Source organism: Pandoraea sp. PE-S2R-1 (genome assembly GCF_002179865.1).
Lineage (GTDB): Bacteria > Pseudomonadota > Gammaproteobacteria > Burkholderiales > Burkholderiaceae > Pandoraea.
Map to the genome: position 1 here is coordinate 119,951 of NZ_NGUR01000008.1, position 15,429 is coordinate 135,379.

The 15,429-nt window shown below is 64.2% G+C and carries 13 protein-coding genes; 8 read left to right on the forward strand and 5 right to left on the reverse strand.

Annotated elements, in window-relative coordinates; all coding sequences use genetic code 11:
- The first annotated feature begins 431 nt into the window (after nt 1–431).
- On the forward strand, nt 432–611 hold the full coding sequence (locus CDV44_RS27755) for a hypothetical protein (RefSeq protein ID WP_140413309.1): 180 nt from the start codon (nt 432–434) through the stop codon (nt 609–611).
- 92 nt (nt 612–703) lie between these two features.
- Nucleotides 704–3,445: a magnesium-translocating P-type ATPase gene (gene mgtA / locus CDV44_RS07180; protein ID WP_212677082.1), complete on the forward strand. Its 2,742-nt coding sequence runs from the start codon at nt 704–706 to the stop codon at nt 3,443–3,445.
- Nucleotides 3,446–3,455: 10 nt separating this feature from the next.
- Here the strand turns inward: mgtA and CDV44_RS07185 are convergent, their stop codons facing one another.
- The 4 genes from CDV44_RS07185 to CDV44_RS07200 all read right to left on the reverse strand — a co-directional run bounded on the left by CDV44_RS07185 (nt 3,456) and on the right by CDV44_RS07200 (nt 7,016).
- A complete protein-coding gene (locus CDV44_RS07185; RefSeq protein ID WP_087687387.1) occupies nt 3,456–3,992 on the reverse strand; it encodes a helix-turn-helix domain-containing protein in 537 nt (178 codons plus the stop codon).
- A gap of 72 nt (nt 3,993–4,064) precedes the next feature.
- Nucleotides 4,065–4,946 carry a 4-hydroxy-tetrahydrodipicolinate synthase gene (gene dapA / locus CDV44_RS07190; RefSeq protein WP_087687389.1) on the reverse strand — a complete coding sequence of 294 codons (882 nt, stop codon included), beginning with the start codon at nt 4,944–4,946 and terminating at the stop codon, nt 4,065–4,067.
- An 89-nt stretch (nt 4,947–5,035) separates the two neighbouring features.
- Nucleotides 5,036–5,485, reverse strand: a complete 450-nt coding sequence (locus tag CDV44_RS07195; protein WP_087687391.1) for a hypothetical protein — start codon at nt 5,483–5,485, stop codon at nt 5,036–5,038.
- 109 nt (nt 5,486–5,594) lie between these two features.
- Nucleotides 5,595–7,016 (reverse strand): aldehyde dehydrogenase family protein, encoded by a 1,422-nt coding sequence (locus CDV44_RS07200; RefSeq protein ID WP_087687393.1) that lies wholly within the window; start codon nt 7,014–7,016, stop codon nt 5,595–5,597.
- Between the two features lie 101 nt (nt 7,017–7,117).
- Here CDV44_RS07200 and CDV44_RS07205 point away from each other — a divergent pair, with 101 nt between their 5' ends.
- A complete protein-coding gene (locus tag CDV44_RS07205; RefSeq protein ID WP_087687395.1) occupies nt 7,118–8,110 on the forward strand; it encodes a LysR family transcriptional regulator in 993 nt (330 codons plus the stop codon).
- A 5-nt stretch (nt 8,111–8,115) separates the two neighbouring features.
- On the opposite strand, the gene edd is transcribed toward CDV44_RS07205, so the two are convergent.
- Nucleotides 8,116–9,963: a phosphogluconate dehydratase gene (gene edd, locus CDV44_RS07210; protein ID WP_087687397.1), complete on the reverse strand. Its 1,848-nt coding sequence runs from the start codon at nt 9,961–9,963 to the stop codon at nt 8,116–8,118.
- Between the two features lie 282 nt (nt 9,964–10,245).
- Here edd and zwf point away from each other — a divergent pair, with 282 nt between their 5' ends.
- From zwf to CDV44_RS07235, 5 genes are all read left to right on the forward strand, one after another.
- Entirely contained in the window at nt 10,246–11,706 is a 1,461-nt protein-coding gene (zwf, locus tag CDV44_RS07215; RefSeq protein WP_087687398.1) for a glucose-6-phosphate dehydrogenase, read from the forward strand.
- Nucleotides 11,707–11,799: 93 nt separating this feature from the next.
- Entirely contained in the window at nt 11,800–12,477 is a 678-nt protein-coding gene (gene pgl, locus CDV44_RS07220) for a 6-phosphogluconolactonase (RefSeq protein ID WP_087687400.1), read from the forward strand.
- Nucleotides 12,455–14,326 (forward strand): bifunctional transcriptional regulator/glucokinase, encoded by a 1,872-nt coding sequence (locus CDV44_RS07225; protein WP_170935883.1) that lies wholly within the window; start codon nt 12,455–12,457, stop codon nt 14,324–14,326. The genes pgl and CDV44_RS07225 overlap by 23 nt, the downstream gene beginning before the upstream one ends.
- A gap of 165 nt (nt 14,327–14,491) precedes the next feature.
- Nucleotides 14,492–15,061 carry a MarR family winged helix-turn-helix transcriptional regulator gene (locus CDV44_RS07230; protein ID WP_170935884.1) on the forward strand — a complete coding sequence of 190 codons (570 nt, stop codon included), beginning with the start codon at nt 14,492–14,494 and terminating at the stop codon, nt 15,059–15,061.
- A gap of 103 nt (nt 15,062–15,164) precedes the next feature.
- On the forward strand, nt 15,165–15,374 hold the full coding sequence (locus CDV44_RS07235; protein ID WP_058375543.1) for a dodecin: 210 nt from the start codon (nt 15,165–15,167) through the stop codon (nt 15,372–15,374).
- Nucleotides 15,375–15,429 lie beyond the last annotated feature (55 nt).

Consider the following 15,429-nt stretch of genomic DNA (forward strand, 5'->3'; position numbering starts at 1 on the left):
CTCGGAGGTAAAATCGCGCCGTCATAGCTCTCAGGAGATTTCTCCGTGGACAGTTGTTCTAGTGGTAGTTGCCGGTCGACGCAGGTCGACACCATCACCGCGAGTTAGTCCCCCGGGTATCTCCCCGCCGCTAACTCGCATTTGTCGGGTTGGCGCGCACCTCTGACGTACGTTTCGATCGCCTTGCACGTTGCTGCTTTGCCATTGTGGCCAAGCCGGGCAGGGCAAGTCCGAAGCTGACCGTCGTTCGTAGCACGCTCCCTTATTCGTTTTACGTCTGCCGTTCGGGCCGTCTCACGCCTCGCAACGCAGGTTCGTTCGCATTCCGCGCGCACGCCGGTTGTCGCTTTCTGCCGACCGTCTGCCACGCAGGACCGCGAACTGACCGCGCGTGCCGGGCCGGAGGGTGCCAGGCGGCCGGGAGATTCACCGTGTTCCGTTACTCCATGACCTTTCGCGGAAGCAATCCGCAAGCCCTGATGCTGCCCACCGAGTGCCTGCATCACTTTCACGTCGACCATCAAGCGCAAATCGACGCACAGGCCCCTCAAGGCTCGCGTCTGCACCAGTGGTGGCGTGCGGTGACGCGCAAGGCTGCGCCGGTGCGCTGAGCCGGGCCTTCAAACAATAAAACCCAGCCCTCGGGCGCCGCCCGGTCGCGACAGACCGGGGCCGGCGCCCGCGATCCTTCAGGATGTCTCCGATGCAACAAACCCTCACGCTCAGCGAGCGTCTGATGACGGTACTCGGCGCGCGCCTCGGCCTGCGCTACTTCCGCCGTCGCGACATGCTCGAAACCCTCGATGCGCCGGCGCACGGCCACGAGGCACCGCCAGGTCTGGCCGACGCTGCCCGCGTTGCCGGCCCCGATCTGCTCGTGCGTCTGCGCACGACCCGCGAAGGGCTCTCCGACGACGAAGCCGCGACCGTTCGCGCGCACGTTGGCCCCAATGAAGTCGAGCACGAAAAGCCGCTGCCCTGGTGGCTGCACCTCTTCCACTGCTACCGCAATCCGTTCAACCTGCTGCTCTCGATTCTGGCGGCGGTGTCGTATGCGACCGACGACACCGAGGGAACGATCATCATCGCGACGATGGTGATCATTTCCACGGTGTTGCGATTCGTGCAGGAAGCGCGCTCGAACAAGGCGGCGGAGAAGCTCAAGGCGATGGTCAGCACCACCGCCACCGTACTGCGCCGCGACGTTGAGATCGCTGGCGAAGCGTCAACCCGGCAAGGCGCCCGCTCGGCGCGCATGGGCCGAGAAATTCCGTTGGCCGAACTGGTGCCCGGCGATATCGTGCTGCTCGCAGCGGGCGACATGATTCCGGGTGACGTGCGCATTCTCGCCGCGAAAGACCTCTTCATCTCGCAATCGGCACTCACGGGCGAAGCCTTGCCGGTCGAGAAATTCGCGCATGTTTGCGATGCGGGCGGCAGCAACCCGCTGGCCTACGACAATCTCGCCTTCATGGGCACCAACGTGGTGAGCGGTTCGGCCACGGCGGTGGTCGTGGCGACGGGCGCGCGCACGTTCTTCGGCTCGCTGGCCCAGCGCGTTACGGCGCAGCAGCGCACGGTCACGTCGTTCCAGCAGGGGGTGAACCGCGTGTCGTGGGTGCTGATCCGCTTCATGCTGGTGATGACACCCATCGTGTTGCTCATCAACGGCTTCACCAAACACAACTGGCTCGAAGCGTCGCTGTTCGCGCTGTCGGTGGCCGTGGGGCTCACGCCCGAAATGCTGCCGATGATCGTGACGGCCACGCTTGCCAAGGGTGCCGTCGTGCTCTCGCGCAAGAAGGTCATCGTCAAGCGGCTCGATGCGATTCAGAATTTCGGCGCGATGGACGTGCTGTGCACCGACAAGACCGGCACGCTCACGCAGGACAAGATTTGTCTGGAGCGCCATACCGACGTGTGGGGCCACGCCTCGGAGTACGTGCTCGAATACGCCTATCTGAACAGCTTCTATCAGACCGGTCTGAAGAACCTGCTCGACGTCGCCGTGCTTGACCATGGCGAACTGCATCAGCGGCTCGATGTGGTGAATCGCTATCGCAAGATCGACGAGATTCCGTTCGACTTCCAGCGCCGTCGCATGTCGGTCGTGGTCAGCGAGAACGGCGAGCATCACGAGTTGATCTGCAAGGGCGCGGTCGAAGAAGTCATGGCCGTGTGCGACCGCGTGCAACATGGTGCGAACGTCGAACCGCTGACCCCCGATGTCCTTGCGCGTCTGCGCCGTGTGACGGCCGACCTGAACGCCGAGGGCCTGCGCGTGGTGGCAGTGGCGACACGCCATCTGCCGCCGGTGCAGGAGAGCTACGGCATTGCCGACGAGCGCGAGCTCGTGCTGGTCGGTTACATCGCGTTTCTCGATCCGCCCAAAGAGTCGACCGCACCTGCGCTCAAGGCGCTGGCCGCCTCGGGCGTGGCCGTGAAGGTACTCACCGGCGATAACGATCTGGTCACCGCCAAGGTGTGCCGTGAAGTCGGTTTGAAGGTCGACGGCTGCGTGCTCGGCGACGACATCGAAAACATGAGCGACGCCGAACTTGCGCAGACGGTCGAGCGCGCCAACGTGTTTGCGAAACTCACGCCGGCCCACAAGGAGCGGCTCGTGCGCATGTTGCGCGCCAATGGTCACGTCGTCGGTTTCATGGGCGACGGTATCAACGATGCCCCGGCGTTGCGCGCCGCCGATATTGGTATTTCGGTGGATACGGCGGTCGATATCGCCAAGGAGGCCGCCGATCTCATCCTGCTCGAAAAGAGCCTGATGGTGCTGGAGCAGGGCGTGATCGAAGGGCGCCGCACGTTTGCGAACATGCTCAAGTACATCAAGATGACGGCCAGCTCGAACTTCGGCAACGTCTTCTCGGTGTTGATCGCCAGCGCGTTTTTGCCGTTCCTGCCGATGTTGCCGTTGCAACTGCTCACGCAGAACCTGCTCTACGATCTGTCGCAGACGACGATTCCGTTCGACAACGTCGACCCCGAGCAACTCACGCAGCCACAGCGCTGGAACCCGGCCGACCTGTCGCGCTTCATGATTTTCTTCGGGCCGATCAGTTCGATTTTCGACGTGCTGACGTTCGTCGCCATGTGGCATCTGTTCGGCGCGAACAGCGCCGAGCATCAGACGCTGTTCCAGTCGGGCTGGTTTGTCGAAGGGCTGCTCTCGCAGACGCTGATCGTGCACCTGATCCGCACGCGTCGCATTCCGTTCGTGCAAAGCCGCGCCGCGTGGCCGCTGCTGATGATGACCGGCGCGGTGATGCTGATCGGGCTGATGCTGCCGATGTCGCCGTTCGCCGATACCTTCAAGATGCAAGCGCTGCCGCTCGCGTACTTCCCGCTGCTCGCGGCGATACTGCTCGCTTATGCCGTGCTGACGCAGATGATGAAGGGCATGTTTGCACGGCGGTTCGGCTGGCAGTGAGGCGTCAAAATCAATGCGAGTGCGCACGTGCAGTTTCGTTACCTGCGCCGCCTGCGCCGTAGTGGCCGAACGCCGGCTCCCGCTGGCGCTTCGGCGACATCGCAATCCCCAGCTCGGCGTATACCTCGTCGAGCGCTTCACGCGGGCCGATGAGCAGCGCCGTGGTCTGGCCGTCGGCGTCGGTGACCAGACTCACGAGCGTTTGTCCCTGACACGTTTCGCGTGCGGCGACGAAGCGCGACGACGTTAGCGCCGCGAGCGTGGCAAAGCGCTCGGCCTGCACGAGCCCCGTGATGTGAAACATCGGTTGCGCAGCGCCGGTCGCGCGCGGTGCCAGCCGGATGTTCGTGCCATCGGTGGACGCCCCGAGTGCGGCGAGCAGCTTGTCACGCCCCTGCGCGCCCAGCACGCAGTAGTCGCCATGCACCCAGCGCGAGATCGTGTTGCCGGTGATGCCGGTGGCGTACGCCAGCCGGGCCAGCGTGGTGCCCGAGAGCTTGATGAGCAAGCGTGCGACAGTCCGGTGGCGTTGTTCGATGTCATCCATGGCGAATGTCCTCAAGTCAGAACGATCAGAGCGGTCAGCGCAGTGAGCGCAATCAGTGCAACGGGTCGTTGATCAGAACGCCATCATCACTTCGAGTTGGGCGTCGATGTCTTTGCGCAGGGCGGCGCTGCATGGCATGAGCGGACGGCGCACGATCGGCGAACACAGCCCCAGCGACGAGAGCGCAGCCTTGATCGCGACCGGATTGGGTTCGGAGAACAGGCGGCGGATCAACGGCTTCATGCCGTTGAACAGCGTGTTGGCGTGCGCCATATCGCCTTCGCGCACATAGCGCATCAACTTCAGATACAGATCGGGACGGATATGCGCGGCAGCAGAGATGCCGCCGACGGCGCCCGCTTGCAGCGCGGGGAGCCACTGCATGTCGTCGCCGCACATCACGCGCATGGTCGTTTGCGAAGGCAGATGCAGCAGCGGATGCGCGTCGCATTCCTTGATGCAGGGGAACGACTCGTGCGCGGCCAGTTCGCGAATGGTGTCCACGCCGAGCGTGACGCCCGTGCGCAGAGGCACGTTGTAGAGCACGATTGGTTTGTGCGTACCGGCAGCCAGCGTGCGGTAGTGCCAGAGAATGCCCTCTTGCGACGGACGCAGATAGTAGGGCGGCGGCACGAGATAACCGGCGAGCGGCAGATCGTCGAGCCGGCGAATCTGGCGTGCCGCATTGGCCGTATCGGCGGCCCCCACACCGGCCATCACCGGCGTACGGCCGTTGGCATACTGGCAGGCGGTCTGCGCCAGCCAGTAGCGCTCTTCGTCGGTGAGCAGCGTGCCCTCACCGGTGGTACCGGCGACGACCAGACCGTTCACACCGGCCGAGAGGTAGTAGTCGACCAGCAGCTTGAACCCATCGTGGTCGATGGTCGCGCCGTTGGCGCCGGTCATGGGAGTAACGAGCGGAATCCACACGCCTTCGAAGATGGCAGTGTTCATAACGTGATGTCGGGTGAGGGCAGCCCGTCGGCCTTGAGGCACGACGGGTATTCATTCAAATCAATTCAATTCGGTTCGGTTCGGTTCGCTCAGACAGCCGGGCGCAGGCGTAGCGCACCGAACTCGGCTTCCGGCAGCGACTGCATGACGACATGCATGGCGCGCGACGCTTCAACACGCGGCAGGGCAATCGACACGACGGCGGCGGTATCGCGCCGGATCGGTCGAATCGTCTCCACGCGCCACGGCAGCGGCAGGCTCATTGCCAGCGTGACGGCCAGCGTGGAAACGGCGGCGCGGCTGAGCGTGATATCGAGCGTGGCGTCCAGACGCGCGCGCGGCGTGTGCCGGTTGCGTTGCCGTACGGTAGGCACCGGACGCGGGCTTTGCAGGCTTTGCGGCGTGCGCGAGTCGGGCGTATCGATGGCCCCGATGGCGTCGTGCGATTCGTGAGATGCGAATGATTCGAACGGGGCGCCAGCGGGTGCGAGACGAGCACCGGGAGGTTCGAGACTGGCGCGTTGAGCTAGCGTAGGCATGGCTGCGTGTCGACAAGCGACTGAAGTGACAACGAGGCCAGTCTAAGTAGGAGGGGATAAAAATGGCGTCAAGATTTTTGACGCCATCTTGGAGGGATGCCGGAGGGAATCAGGACGCGGCCAGCACGGCCTTCGGTTCGAGAAATGCCTCTAATCCGTACGTGCCGTACTCGCGGCCGATACCCGATTGCTTGAAGCCGCCGAACGGCGCAGCGGGCTCGTGGTTGAGCGTATTGACCATCACACGGCCGGCTTCGAGCCGCGCAGCAACCTCGCGTGCACGTTGCTTATCGGCACCGAACACATACGCCTGCAAGCCGTATGGCGTGTCGTTCGCAATGGCGATCGCGTCTTCGGTATCGCGGTAGGCAATGATCGACAGCACCGGGCCGAAGATTTCTTCGCGGGCAATGCGCATATCGTTCGACACATCGCTGAACACGGTCGGCTGCACGAACCATCCGCCATTCACGCCTTCCGGCAATCCTTCGCCACCTGCAATCAAGCGCGCACCTTCATCGGAGCCGATGCGAATGTAGCCTTGCACGCGCTCCCATTGCTTGCGGCTGACCATCGGCCCGATGGCCGTTTGCGGATCACGCGGGTTGCCCGCTTGCGTGCGCGCCACTTCCTCGCGCACGCGGGCTTCGAATTCGGCCAGCCGGTGTTGCGGCACGAGAATGCGTGTGCCCGCGATGCACGCCTGACCACTGTTCATGAAGCCCGCGCCGAGCGCCATCGGTACCACGTCGTCAAAGTTCGCATCGTCGAGCACGACGAAGGGCGACTTGCCGCCGAGCTCCAGCGTCACGCGCTTCAACGATTCAGCCGCCGTGCGCAAAATGGTCTTTCCGACTGCCGTGGATCCGGTGAACGAAATCTTCGCGACATCAGGGTGCGCGCTGATTTCGGCGCCGACCGTTTCGCCCCGCCCCGTAACGATGTTGAACACACCGCGTGGCAAGTCGGCTGCGTGCAACGCTTCGGTCACGATGCGCGTCTGAATGGCGCTCATCTCGCTGGGCTTGATGACGGCCGTGCAACCCGCCGCCAGCGCGGCAGCGAGCTTCCCGCAGATAAAGCCTGCATCGTTGTTCCACGGGGTAATCAGGCCAGCGACGCCGAGCGGCTGCATCACAACTTCGGCCGTGCCCGCCGGGCGCGTGAACGCGTAGCTTTCGAGCACCTTCACGGCTTCGAGCAGCACGTCGCTGGCGTGCCGCGCCATCCATCCGGCGCGCGAGACCGGCGCACCATATTCTTCGACGATGGCGTCGAGCAGGTCGTTTTCTCTTGCGAGCACGGCGGCGTGCATGCGTTTGAGCATCTCGATGCGCTCACGCTTGCTCGTGCGGGAGAACGCCGGAAAGGCCCGCTTCGCGGCGGCAATCGCATCGCGCGCGTCCTGCGCATCGGCGAGGCGCACGCGGCCGATCACTTTTTCAGTGGCCGGGTTGAAGAGGTCGAACGATTCGTCGCCGTGCGGGGTGACGAACGCGCCGTCGATATAAACCTTGTCGATGATCTGCATGATGACTCGCGGTGGCGTGGGGGGATGGATTCATCATAGGTGCGCAGCATTGTGTTGAGTAGCCGTACAATCCGGCATGTCACGTTGAGAGATTCAGGACAATGAAAACCTCCGGTCTGGGTGAGCTTGAGGCAGTGCTGGCGGTGGCGCGCCATCGCAATTTCCGCGCAGCGGCGACCGAATTGGGTGTCTCGACATCGGCACTCAGCCATGCGGTGGCCGGTCTGGAGGCGCGCATCGGCGTGCGCCTGTTCAACCGCACGACACGCAGCGTGTCGCTGTCGGCGGCGGGCGCGCAGTTCGTTGACAGCGTGGCGCCGGCGCTTTCCACCATTCGCGTGGCGATCGAACAGGCGGGCAGTTTTCGCGACACCGTGTCGGGGGTGTTGCGTATCAACACCTCCGCAGGGGCTGCGCGTGTGGTGATGCCGCTCTTTCTCGAGTTCTTGCAGCGATACCCGGACATGAAGCTCGATATCGTCACCGAGGGGAAGATGGTCGACATCGTCGCGGGCGGTTTCGACGCGGGTATCCGGCTGGCCGAAGCCGTGCCGCAAGACATGGTGGCGGTGCCCTTCGGCGGCGCGCTGCGCTTTGCCGTCGTCGGCAGCCCGGACTACTTCGCCCGGCACAAGCCGCCGCGCGCGCCCGCCGATCTACTGGCCCATGCGTGTATTCGCATGCGCATGCCGAGTGGCGTGATTTATCACTGGGAGTTCGAGCGGCACGGCGAAGTGGCGCGCATCGACGTCGACGGTGTGTTGACGCTGGATGAACCCGACCTGATGCTGCAAGCGGCGCGCGCCGGTCTGGGGCTCGCGTATCTGAGCGAATGGAACGTGGCGGCCGACCTGCAAGCGGGCACGCTGGTGCGGGTGCTGACGGCGTGGACGCCGCCGCTCGATGGCGTGTGTCTGTATTACCCGAGCCGCCGCCATGCGCCCGCAGGGTTGCGAGCGCTCATCGACATGATTCGTGAGCACGCCGAGGTGGAGCGCAAGCGTGGAGAGCACGGTGCGCAGCCTGCGCGCCCGCCCGCGTCAAAGGGGCGAGTGCGCAGCCTGTCGCGCAAGGCGAACGAAAAAAATGCCTAGCGCGTTCAGGCGCTCGGCGGATACTCAGCGTCGTTGAACAGCACGCAAGCACCGTGCGGTGCTGCGCCCACGTTGTTGCGGAACAGCCCGAACGTATTGCGCCACGGATCGAACGCGCGTTGCGGCGTCGGCGCCGGCGTGCGCGCCGCGAGCACGGCCGCGTCCACTTCCATATGAAGCAGGTTCTTCTCGCAATCGATGGTGATGATGTCGCCGTCCTGCACGCGCGCGAGCATGCCGCCTTGTTCCGCTTCCGGTGACAGGTGGATGGCGGCGGGCACTTTGCCCGACGCGCCCGACATGCGCCCATCTGTCACCAGCGCTACATGATGGCCTTCGTCCTGTAAGAGCCCGAGCATCGGCATGAGCTTGTGCAGCTCCGGCATGCCATTCGCACGCGGCCCTTGGAAGCGGACCACAACGATCACGTCGCGCGTGAGCTCCCCGGCTTTGAAGGCCGCCTGCGCCGACTCCTGATCGGGAAACACCCGCGCCGGTGCGCGTACTTTTTGATGCTCCGGTTTGACGGCAGACGACTTGATCACAGCGCGGCCGAGATTGCCCGCGAGCATGCGCAAGCCGCCTTCGTGCGCAAACGGCCGGGAGGCCGGGCGCACGATGTTCTCATCGAGACTTTGCGCGGGCGCGTCCTGCCACGAGAGCACGTCGTCACGCAGCGTCGCTTCCTGTGTGTAGGCGCGCAAGCCGTGTCCCATGACGGTCGTCACGTCGTTGTGCAGGAAACCGGCGTCGAGCAGTTCCCGGATGAGGAAATTCAGCCCGCCCGCCGCATGAAACTGGTTCACGTCGGACTTGCCGTTCGGGTACACATGCGCGAGCAGCGGGGTGACGTCGGAGAGTTCGGCGAAGTCTTGCCAGTCGAGCAGAATGCCGCCCGCATGCGCCATCGCAACGAGGTGCAGCGTGTGATTGGTCGAGCCGCCCGTGGCGAGCAGGCCGACCACGCCGTTGATAAAGGCGCGCTCGTCGAGAATGTGCGAGGTGTTGATGCCCGTCTTGGCCAGCGCCACGGCGCGCGCGGTCGCGGCCTGCGTGAGCGCGTGACGCAAGGGCGTATGCGGATTGATGAACGAAGCCCCCGGCAGATGTAGTCCCATGAATTCCATGAGCATCTGATTGCTGTTGGCCGTGCCGTAGAAGGTACAGGTGCCTTCCGTGTGATACGCGGCAAGCTCGCTGTCGAGCAGGGCGGCGCGGCTGACGCGCCCGGCGGCGAACTCCTGCCGGATGCGCGACTTCTCGTCGTTCGGCAGCCCTGACGGCATCGGTCCAGCCGGTGTGAACACCGCGGGCAAGTGTCCGAACGCCTGCGCGGCGATCACCAGCCCGGGCACGATCTTGTCACACACGCCGAGGAACATGGCGGCATCGAACATCTGGTGTGAGAGCGCGACCACCGAGGCCATGGCGATCACGTCGCGCGAGAACAGCGACAGCTCCATGCCCGCATAGCCCTGTGTCACGCCGTCGCACATGGCGGGCACGCCGCCGGCGACCTGCGCGCTTGCGCCATGCGCACGGGCGGCCGATTTGATGATGTCGGGGAATTCGACAAACGGCGCGTGCGCCGAGAGCATGTCGTTGTAAGCCGTGACGATGCCGATGTTCGGGGTGCGTTCGGAGCGGATTTTCAGGCGGTCGTCGGCGGGCGCGGCGGCGAGCGCGTGGGCCATGTTGGCGCAGCCGAGCGATTCGCGCCCGGGTTGGCCTTGGGTGGCGCGCTCGACACCTGCCAGATAGGCCTGCCGTGACTTTCGGCTGCGCTCGATCAGGCGTTCTGTCACACGCTTGACCACCGGATGCAGCGACACGTTGTGCGAAGACTGGGTCATGGGGATTCCGGGACGTTGTGGGTCGCCCATACGTCTCGCGCGCTCGATACCTGCGGCGCGCGGCCCGCATGCTGGCTGGGAAGTGCTCTGTCCTGCGTCGCCCCAAAAACCGGTTGACGATGTAGTCAAAGCACGAGATTTAGTTGAATTGCAGTGTAGTTAAACTACAATGCAGTGTCAAAGTTGCGCCTTCCCAGTGACGTCAGAAACCACTCGCAACGCCGGTAAGCCTTAGTGGCGCGGGTGGTTTCACGTTCCGACCGCACGGAGTCCACGCTCTCCATGAACACGCCTTCACCCTATACCTTTGTTTTGTTCGGCGCCACCGGCGATTTGTCGCTGCGCAAGGTGCTTCCGTCCCTGTTCAGGGCGTTCTGCACGGGCCAGTTGGCGGAGGTCGGCAACATTCTGGCCGTGGCGCGCAGTCCGATGGACGCCGAGGCGTATCACGCGTGGTGCGAGCAGCATGTGCGTGCACATATCGGGTCCGACGTCTGGGACGAGGCGCAGTGGAAGCGCTTTCTCGGCACCATCGACTACCTGCCGCTCGATCTGGGCCGCAAAGAAGAATTCAACACGCTGGCCGAACGGCTGGCGAAGCGCGAGGGTGTGCGCATCTTCTATCTGGCGACCGGGCCGTCGCTTTTCATTCCAATTTGCGAAGGGCTGCGCAGCGCCAAGCTCAACGAGAACGGCCGCATCGTGCTGGAGAAGCCGCTCGGTCATGATCTCGCCTCGTCCGTGGCGATCAACGACGCCGTGGGCTCAATTTTCCGCGAAGACCAGATTTATCGGATCGACCACTACCTCGGGAAAGAGGCGGTGCAGAACCTGCTCGCGTTGCGTTTCGGCAATGCGATCTTCGAGCCGATGTGGCGGCGCGACCTGATCGAAAGCATTCAGATCACGATTGCCGAAGAGCTCGGTGTAGAAGGGCGCGGCGAGTTCTACGAGCAGACCGGCGCATTGCGCGACATGGTGCAGAACCACTTGCTGCAACTGCTCGCCATCGTCGCGATGGAGCCGCCGTTCGCGATGGACGCCGACGCCATTCGCGACGAGAAGCTGCGCGTGCTGCGCTCGCTGCGTGCGCTGGATGACGATACAGTCGCGCGCAACGTGGTGCGCGGCCAGTATGGCGCCGGGGCCATCGGCAAGACAGCCGTGCCGGCGTACACCGACGAACCCGGCGTGCCGTCTGATAGTCAGACCGAAACCTTCGTTGCGCTCAAGGTCGAGATCGACAACTGGCGCTGGGCTGGCGTGCCGTTCTTCCTGCGCACCGGCAAGCGGCTGGGCGAGCGCGTGGCGGAGATCGTGGTGAACTATCGTCCCACGCCGTATCCGCTGTTGGGCGAAGCCACCGCGCATGCGGGCGCTAACCGTCTCGTGATTCGCTTGCAGCCGAACGAATCGATGCGGCTGTATTGCTTGGCCAAACAGCCGGGCGAGGGCATGAATCTGCAAACGGTCCATTTGGATCTGGCGTTCGACCAGTTCTTCAAGGGCCACACCATGGATGCCTACGAGCGCCTGCTGCTCGACGTGATCCACGGCAGGCTCGCGTTGTTCGTGCGCCGCGACGAGCAGGAACAGGCATGGCGTTGGGTGGCACCGATTCAGGCGTACTGGGCGCGCCAGAACAAGGGGCCGAAGCGCTACGCTGCCGGCACTTGGGGGCCGCCCGCCGCGAGTGCACTGCTCGCGCAATACGGCACCTGCTGGGTGGAAGAAGACAACTGATAGACGACCGCTGAGAGGCGACCACTGAGCGCTGGCAACGTCAGGCAAATAGACCGACGCGGCGACGAAGGAAGCAAGCCAAAGGAGCGAGACATGATTCACTGGCGGATGTATCCGACCCGCGAAGCGCAGGCGCATGCGCTGGCGAATGCGGTGGTTGCAGGCCTCGACGAGGCGCTGACGATTCGCCCGCGTGCGCTGCTCGCGGTCTCGGGCGGCACGAGCCCCAAGCCGTTTCTCACCCAACTCGCGCGCCTGCCCGTGGCGTGGCGCGACATCGGCATCACCCTCGTCGACGATCGCTGGCTGCCCGACACGCATGCCGACAGCAATGCCCGATTGGTGAGTGAAACATTGCTGCCGGGCGCCAAGGGGGCGCAGTGGCTGCCGCTTGTCGACACCTCCGCTGCCCCCGAATTGCAAGTGCGCACGCTCAACGACACGTGGACGCACGGCGTGCCCCAAGTCTGCGTGCTGGGCATGGGCGAAGACGGTCACACCGCGTCGCTCTTTGCCGACGCGCCGCAATGGCACGACGCCATCACTACCCATGACAAGTTCGTCCTCGTGCAGCCGCAGCACGCCCCGTACACGCGCGTGTCGTGGTCGTTGTCTGCGCTGGCGTCGAGCGAGCGGTTGCTGTTGCAGATTCAGGGCAAGGCCAAACGCGCCGTGCTCGAAGCTGCGCAGGCGCAACCGCAGGACAACGCCATCTCCCGGCTGATTCACCGTGAAGGAGTCAAGATCGATGTCTTCTGGAGTGAGGAATAATCCCCCGCATGTGAGCGGCCCGCGGCTGCTCGCCGACATTGGCGGCACCAATGCCCGGTTCGCGCTTGAGATTGCCCCGGGCGATCTCGTCGAGATTCGCGACTACGCCTGCGACGATTATCCCGGCGTGCCGGAAGTCATTCGCGCTTATCTCGATGAGGCCGATCACGCCGAACCCGTGCGCCACGCGGCGATTGCGATTGCCAATCCCATCGAAGGCGACGAAGTCCGCATGACCAATCGGGACTGGCACTTCTCCATCGAAGCCACACGCCGTGCGCTGCGGTTCGAGACGCTGCTTGTCGTCAACGACTTCACGGCACTGGCGATGGCGCTGCCGTATCTGAACGACACGCAGAAGCATCAGATCGGTGGTGGCGAACCGCGGCCGAATGGCGTGCTCGGACTGTTGGGGCCGGGGACCGGCGTTGGGGTGTCGGGTCTGATTCCGGCCGGTGACCGCTGGATTGCGTTGGGCAGCGAAGGCGGACACACCACGTTCGCGCCGGCCGACGAGCGCGAAATCGACGTGTTGCGCTACGCGTGGCAGCACTTTCCACACGTGTCGTTCGAGCGATTGGTCGCCGGGCCCGGCATGGCGCTGGTCTATCAGGCGCTGGCCCTTCGCGCCAAACAGCGGGTAAAGCCGCTGGAAACCCCGGACATCGTGAAACGCGCAGAAACGGGCGATGCGCTCGCCCGCGAGACGGTCGATTGCTTCTGCGCCATGCTCGGCACCTTGGCCGGCAATGTCGCCGTGTCGCTGGGCGCCGTTGGCGGCGTGTATCTCGGCGGCGGCGTGATTCCCAAGCTTGGCAAGCTCTTCGAAGACTCGCCGTTTCGTGCGCGCTTTGAGGCGAAGGGGCGTTTTGAAGCGTATCTGAAGAAGATTCCGACGTTCGTGATCACCGCCGATCATCCGGCGTTTCTCGGCACCTCGGCGATTCTTGCGGAGCAGTTGGGCACGCACGCGGCAGGGGCGGGCGCGTTGATCGACCGCCTGCATCGCTTGCGCGACCGGCTTAGCCCGGCCGAGCAACGGGTCGCGGAGCTCACGCTGAAGCAGCCTCGCGCACTGCTGGCCGAGCCGGTGTCCGAAATCGCACGGCTGGCGCGCGTGAGTCAACCGACGGTGATCCGGTTCTGCCGCAAGCTGGGCTGTCAGGGATTATCGGACTTCAAGTTGAAGCTCGCGAGCGCGCTGACGGGGACGCTGCCGGTGCGCCACGGTCAGGTGCATGTCGGCGATTCGGCGGCGGAGTTCAGCGCGAAGGTGCTCGACAACACCGTCTCGTCGATTCTTCAACTGCGCGAGCATCTTGATGCACGCACCGTCGAGGCGGCGGTGTCGCTGCTCGACGGCGCTCGCCGTATCGAGTTCTACGGGCTGGGCAATTCGGGCGTGATTGCGCAGGATGCCCACTACAAGTTCTTCCGGTTCGGCATGCCGACGATTGCCTACGGCGACCCGTATCTGTTGCAGGCATCGGCGGGTTTGCTCAATGAAGGCGATGTGGTGGTGGCGATCTCGGCGTCGGGCCGTTCGGCCGATCTGAACCGCGCAGTCGATATTGCTGTCGGGCGTGGCGCGAAGGTCATCGCGCTGACATCACGCAATTCGCCGCTCGCACGCAAGGCCACGCTGGTATTGCCGAACGATCATGTGGAGACGATGGGCGCACACGTCACGATGATCGCGCGCATTCTGCATCTCGCGACGATCGACGTGCTGGCCGTGGGGGTTGCGATCCGGCGTGCTGGCCCGGGGGCACAGACGGCGGGCGAGGGGGCGCTCGACTGGCTCGGTCACGGCAGCGGGCAGGACGCAGCGGACGAAGCGGCGGCGTAGATCGATGGCGTGGTGGGTTGTGATTCGATCGGCTCGTTCGGGTCAGTCGACCGTTTGAATCGCCGGTATCAGTCAAGGAGTCCGACGTAATCCGTATACGATTTTTGAGACTGTTTTGGCTGCTTGATATTCGTAAACATGTTTATCATAATGCGGCCTATGAAAGTGACCGATTCCGCCCAACGTTTCGGCTTTCTCGTGGCAGACGTTCAGCGTCTGTACGGGCGCCGCTTCGAGCAGTTTGCCCAACGCGCGCTGCCGATGACGCGCGCGCAGTGCCGTCTGCTCGTCTATCTCGCCGACAATCGCGGCGTGAGCCAGACCGTGCTGGCCGACATTCTCGAAGTCTCCCCTCAGACGCTCGCACGCTCACTTGAACGGATGGAAGAGGCCGGTTGGGTGCGTCGCCGCCCGGACGCCCGCGACCCTCGCTTGCATCGGCTCTACGTGACGCGTGCGGCGGTCGAACAGTTGGCGGTGGCGCGCAAGCTCTCCGATGAGGTGCGCAACGAGGCGTTGACCGGGCTGACGGCCTTCGAGACGGTGCAGCTCATGCAGTTGCTGCAAAAGGTGCGCCGCAACCTCACGAGTGTGGTGCCCAAGCCGCTCGATACCGTGCTGCCGGCGGCGCTGCGGGGGATCGACGTTGCGGACCATTCACCCGCCGCGACGGCCAATGATGGTCAAAACGACGATCCGGACGGCGGGCCGGACGACGACATCCCCGCCAACTGACGCAAGACAATCCCGACAACCCTATCGGACAAGCCCGACTTGCCGTGGGGGAGGCATGCGCCTAGCATGAGGAGTCGTTCCAACCACCTCTCGGGAGGCAGTCATGACGCAGCATGTCTACAAGCAGATCGAACTCACCGGCTCGTCGGAGAAGTCCATCGATGACGCCGTCAAAGGGGCCATCAAGCGCGCGAGCAAGACGTTGCGCAATCTGAACTGGTTCGAGATCACGGAAACACGCGGCCATATCGAAAACGGCAAGGTGGCTCACTGGCAGGTGACGCTCAAGGTCGGCATGCGTCTGGAGGACTGACGGCGGGTGGCGGGAAGGCGTTCGCGGCGGCCGGGAATTGAGCTAACGCAAGCCA

Excerpts from the sequence above, each read along its gene's own strand:
- mgtA (WP_212677082.1), top strand. The coding sequence starts at position 704 with ATGCAACAAACCCTCACGCTCAGCGAGCGTCTGATGACGGTACTCGGC.
- CDV44_RS07185 (WP_087687387.1), bottom strand. The coding sequence starts at position 3,992 with ATGGATGACATCGAACAACGCCACCGGACTGTCGCACGCTTGCTCATC.
- dapA (WP_087687389.1), bottom strand. The coding sequence starts at position 4,946 with ATGAACACTGCCATCTTCGAAGGCGTGTGGATTCCGCTCGTTACTCCC.
- CDV44_RS07195 (WP_087687391.1), bottom strand. The coding sequence starts at position 5,485 with ATGCCTACGCTAGCTCAACGCGCCAGTCTCGAACCTCCCGGTGCTCGT.
- CDV44_RS07200 (WP_087687393.1), bottom strand. The coding sequence starts at position 7,016 with ATGCAGATCATCGACAAGGTTTATATCGACGGCGCGTTCGTCACCCCG.
- CDV44_RS07205 (WP_087687395.1), top strand. The coding sequence starts at position 7,118 with ATGAAAACCTCCGGTCTGGGTGAGCTTGAGGCAGTGCTGGCGGTGGCG.
- edd (WP_087687397.1), bottom strand. The coding sequence starts at position 9,963 with ATGACCCAGTCTTCGCACAACGTGTCGCTGCATCCGGTGGTCAAGCGT.
- zwf (WP_087687398.1), top strand. The coding sequence starts at position 10,246 with ATGAACACGCCTTCACCCTATACCTTTGTTTTGTTCGGCGCCACCGGC.
- pgl (WP_087687400.1), top strand. The coding sequence starts at position 11,800 with ATGATTCACTGGCGGATGTATCCGACCCGCGAAGCGCAGGCGCATGCG.
- CDV44_RS07225 (WP_170935883.1), top strand. The coding sequence starts at position 12,455 with ATGTCTTCTGGAGTGAGGAATAATCCCCCGCATGTGAGCGGCCCGCGG.
- CDV44_RS07235 (WP_058375543.1), top strand. The coding sequence starts at position 15,165 with ATGACGCAGCATGTCTACAAGCAGATCGAACTCACCGGCTCGTCGGAG.